Annotated in this window: 4 protein-coding genes; all 4 read right to left on the reverse strand. The window is 52.3% G+C overall.

From position 1 onward, the window contains the following. Positions 1–1,964, reverse strand: a 1,964-nt coding sequence (locus D6694_09255) for a hypothetical protein (protein ID RMH41241.1), incomplete at its 3' end; no start/stop codon positions are given. 13 nt (positions 1,965–1,977) lie between these two features. Continuing rightward, positions 1,978–3,729 carry a hypothetical protein gene (locus D6694_09260; GenBank protein RMH41242.1) on the reverse strand — a complete coding sequence of 584 codons (1,752 nt, stop codon included), beginning with the start codon at positions 3,727–3,729 and terminating at the stop codon, positions 1,978–1,980. 32 nt (positions 3,730–3,761) lie between these two features. Beyond that, complete coding sequence (locus D6694_09265; protein ID RMH41243.1) at positions 3,762–4,235, reverse strand: hypothetical protein; 474 nt, start codon at positions 4,233–4,235, stop codon at positions 3,762–3,764. A 78-nt stretch (positions 4,236–4,313) separates the two neighbouring features. Continuing rightward, positions 4,314–4,781, reverse strand: coding sequence for a hypothetical protein (locus tag D6694_09270; GenBank protein ID RMH41244.1), 468 nt, complete (start codon positions 4,779–4,781; stop codon positions 4,314–4,316). Positions 4,782–4,800: the final 19 nt, after the last annotated feature.

Below are 4,800 nucleotides of genomic sequence, written 5' to 3' on the forward strand. Positions count from 1 at the left end.
GCATCGGGCAATATCTTCCGCAGTTCAACCCATCCCTTCCTGTCATCCAGCAGGAACCAATATCTCTCTTCAGGCACATCGGATTTTCTTATCAGGAGCTGTCTGGAGCGATCATATACAAGCGGAGCACTTGCATCATGTTGGGTATCGGGCATCAGATACCATTGTCCAGATTTGCGATACAACACCTGCTGTGTAGCTGAAGTTTGAACTGCATACCAAGCCTTGGGAAGCACCCGTTTCAACAGAACAACACCAGCATCGGCATCTACTGTTGCCCTTGCTCTGGAAAGCAGCCTCATATCCGTTCTGATCGTATCATCCAGATAAAATGTGGAATCAAGTTCACGCCAGACCCCATCCCGCTGCCTGTACAAAATCAGATTGAACAGAGGGCTTCCCGGTTCCATTTCCACATGAAGCATCAGAGCATTTGACCGCGCATCAATCGATGCGATATGACCCACATAATCGGAATGGTTTACCTGCCGAAGAAGATCATCAACCGCTTGCCACGAACCATCCTCGGCATGCACATACCAGCGCACCTTGCTTGCAAATATGCTTATCCGAGAACCGACTTGGGGTGATTGTACCTGCTTGTCATCATCGACAAAGCCGTACAATCCATCACGTAATTCAACAATTCTTGTGATCTCCATGCCGGCAAGGGCCGGGATCTTTTGGAATAAGGGCTGCCATGCACCCCCTTCCCTTCGCAAAAACCAATACCATGCAGTTTGCCCATCTGTATCCGCAACCTCCATCCCAAGGCCATTTCCGCCGAACCAGTCGACAACCCGCAAAATGTTAACCTCAGTACGGGGCAACAACTGAGATAAATCCACCCACCCTTTGGGCGTGCGCAGGCGCCACCGCCATGAACCGATCCTTCCGTCCTGATCCTGGTCATCATGTTCACGCATTCCGATCACTGAACCCGATGCCAGCACAACAAATTCTCCCAGCTTCATTGGACCGCCGATTTTCATGGCGGAAAGTCGCTCTAGCCCGCCTCCGGCCCTTTCGTGGAAGATTCTGTCGGCATTCAACGGCTCCAGCGGCTGGACACCACGCATCTGAACCGAGAAATATCCATTTCCCAATCTGGTGAATCCGCGAATAGACTCCGGCCTGCCAATCCGGCCCTCGACAGACCTCCAGCCTTTGCCCGCATGCCATGAATAGAGCTTCCATCGCATCCCTTTATCATACGCATCAAAAATCTTGGCCAGCCCTTCGACCTTTTCACCAATCGCAAAGGTTTGCTTACCGAGCGAAAGTACGGCATGGATGCGCTTCCACGAGCCCCGAAGCTCATCAACTTGAACCAGTCCTCGGTCACCTACCCGGTAAAACCGATATTCTCCTGAGATATCCTTGCCATCAAAAAAACCGCTGCGTATTTCCCAGAAGCCCTTCAGTGTCGGGATATTGTTGACTGGCTTCCATCCACTCCCTCCATGCGAAATCCATAGTCTGGCAACCTTGCTGCCATTCGTGTCGTAGGTTGGAACCTTGATAATCCGGTAACTACCGTGTGGCCCAAAGTAAACCTGAGGACATGCATCAACCTTGTAGGGCAACTTCGCTCTGAACACCTGACTCCAGTCATCGGCATTGTAAAGCTCCAGCATGCCACCGTGGATGATGCTCTGGTACACTTCCTTCCCGTCACGGTAATGCGAACAAGACCGAGAGCGATAACTCCATTGCCTGAAAACCCGCCAGGCGCCATCATCCTTGCTCTTGCGCCACACTTGTTCACCGTCCTCATGAAAAACCTCCATGAAGGATGCACCCTGATGATGAGATACCGCGATATGGCTGGGGCGCCCTGCCATACCCTGTTGAATCACGATCTCAGGCGCTGAACCCAGCCCATTTTGCGGTGACGGAGTGGAGGCTATCGCCGCCTGGGAAAGCGCCAGATTGATAATAAATATCAGAACCACATTCCGCATTGACCCTTCCTCACTAATCAAAGTTGACGCCTGCGGGCTCCAGGACCGTCCTCAGTTCGTTGAACAAATCCATAATCTTTAATACAAACATACGGTTCGTCTTCCCTTCGGGTAATATGCGCTCAATTTCGCCAGATGCACCATAACGAATCACAATCGCCCTTCCCTTGTCATCGGCAATGCGAATCGGCTTTCCCCGCTCGTTATAGGTAAACAGAAGCGTTCCCTTTCCTGAAAGCATTTCAGCGACATGCTTCTGACTATCATATTTTAACCGGATATCATGCCCCTTGGTGTCCGAGGCTTTGATCAGGTTCTGGTTTTGATCATAATAAAAATGTGTAATTTCGGCGTAATCCGGATCGCCTTCCAGACGATTCTCAACCCTCGTGATTTTCCCCTTCTCATTATAAGCCAATCGGGTCACCTGACCATCACGGTTCTTTTCTATCATCCGACCCTTTTTGTCATACTTGAATGTTGTGATTCCTTTGCCCCGCCGAATGGAAAGCGGAAGCCCATTTCGATTGTATATGGTTTCTGTTCGGATGCCGTTAACCACCGTCGCTACCTTCTGAGTATACAGACTGCCGTCCGCCCGCTCTGCCGTGTGATACTCAGCCCGGCTTCTCGCGTATTCATGTCCCGATGAATCCTTCTTCACGATTTCTGTGAAATAGTGAAGGTCAGGCCGATCCGGGTCGAGAACGCCATAATCGTAGAGCACGGTTTCGCCCCCCTTCTTCTGCACCATGCGCACAAACATTCTTGAATCGTAGGTTATGCGCCTTTCACGCCCATCGGAATAGAAAATCGAGGTCATGTTAAATACTTTGTCATATTGATACCGGTACACGTTATTATCGATATCCTTAGACCAGACCAGCATCCCATTCAGATAACGGTAGTTGGCCTCCATGTGTTTCCCATCCACATTTGCCCACAATCGTGCAACCGTTCCGTCATCATTCATGTCAAAATGAATGGCGTCGCCGTAGCTGGTGACAATGGCGACTGGCAAGCCTTTGCTGTCTCGTAGCAATTGATAAACCTCGCCGGTTCCGGTTCGCAGCTGAATAAGCCTGCCATGGGCATCGTACTCCTCTCTGGCTCCGCCAATATACCGCCGCACAAACCCGGAAATCGTTCGTATCAGATCTTGCTGCTCCCCATACTTTTGACTTCTCAGCCGGCTACCGGGCTCGAGCCTTCTCGGAGCCAGCAGGCCCTCCCGAACATATCTACTCCACCATGATTGCCTCAGCTCATCATTATGCAAAAGACGATTGAAAACGCGGTCTGCTTCCTCGACTGAACGGATATCGCCATCATGCATGGCGGCATTGATGATCTCACGAACGTAATGATTCAGCTCGTTCTTCCTGAGTTTTGGAGGATAAAAAACGTTTCTGGCGCCAGTTCCATTTTCGTGAACGACGACAGTTCCATCACCCATCACTTCCAGCCAGGTTTCAAAATCCGAGCCCCATCCCTTGCCGAACCAGCCACCATCCAACGCGCGAGAGTTGTACGTCCTCCTTATTATCAGGTCACCGTCACCCGCGGGAACAACTATATCAGAATAATCTATATAGTAGTTTCCGTTTTTTAGACTGACGCCAGCTGCCGCCACCGAAGGAAGAAGAAAAAAAGATGCAAGGAAACCAAGCAAACAACAGAACGCGCCAGCCCGCCATATCTTCGACTTGCCGATGTTGGCAGCCGGGACGACATGCTGATCAGTCGCAACGCAAATGATCAGCATGCCATCACCAATGCCCAGTGGAAAGCACGCACTCAGCCTCTGGGCGGACCGGCTACGGGTATCGGCCGAGTTGGGCGCGGACTTGGTGGCCGCGGCGCGCAACAGCCTGTATCGGAGTATGGCGCCGCCCGGAAGCGAATGCCATTTTCCCTGGCCTTCTTTTCCTTTACCTCCTCTTCAAAAACACGCGCCCTGATTGCCGCAATATAGGCGGCCACAGCCTCTTTGCTTGCCGCTTCAGTCAGAGCCTTGCCCGTGAGCTTGGAGGCCTCCTTCTCGGCTCGCGCCTTCTCGGCCTTTGCCAGTTCCGAAAAGGATTTTTTGCCCGATTTACCTCGAAAAGTGAGCACATCGCTCTGCGCCCAGATGCATTCGCCGGCTCTGTCAAGATCGAAAAAGCCCGACGCATCGGTGGGACAGAACCATTCGCCATCGCCAGCCATAGCTTGGGTGCTCATCATGGCTAAGGCCAATAGCACGGCCCCTGCAAGCAGTTCCTTCTTCACAGTTCACCTCCTCTTGCCAGTCGAGGGCGGCCAGAGCGGCCGCCCTCCATACGCTTGGCCGTCACTCCCTGGCTGGCATCACCAGTTGCACTGCCACCAGGTCGGAAAACCCCAGTCGTCATACCACTGAATGCAGTTCCCATACCGGATCCAATAGCCGCGCTTCTTGATCCCCTTCTTCTTCTGATTTGCCGCCTCCGTCCGCAGCTGGGCGATGCGGTTGTTCAACGCTGCCACTTTTAGCTTCGCGATCCGTGCTTCCAGCATCGCGGCATTGGCCGCCTCGACCAGTGCCTTGCCCTCGAGTTTGGCCGCCGCATCCTTGGCCTTGGCCTTTTCAGCTTTCAGGATATCATCGACAGGTTGGGTCTTGGGCTTCCCTCTGTACTCAATGTCATCATTCTTCCACCAACACTGGAAATCATTTGCGTACGACACTCCCTCTGGGCATACCCAGTGGCCACCAGCATATGCGGGCATGGGCGCTGCCGCGCCCAGGAACAGCATTGCCGCTCCCAACATCAATAGAGTCTTTCTCATCTTCATCTCCTTTCTGTATTGTATA

The organism is Gammaproteobacteria bacterium, from assembly GCA_003696665.1.
Taxonomy (GTDB): Bacteria; Pseudomonadota; Gammaproteobacteria; order Enterobacterales.

What these genes read in the sequence shown, in the direction of transcription:
- D6694_09260 (RMH41242.1), bottom strand. Translation starts at nt 3,729, where the DNA reads ATGCTGATCATTTGCGTTGCGACTGATCAGCATGTCGTCCCGGCTGCC.
- D6694_09270 (RMH41244.1), bottom strand. Translation starts at nt 4,781, where the DNA reads ATGAAGATGAGAAAGACTCTATTGATGTTGGGAGCGGCAATGCTGTTC.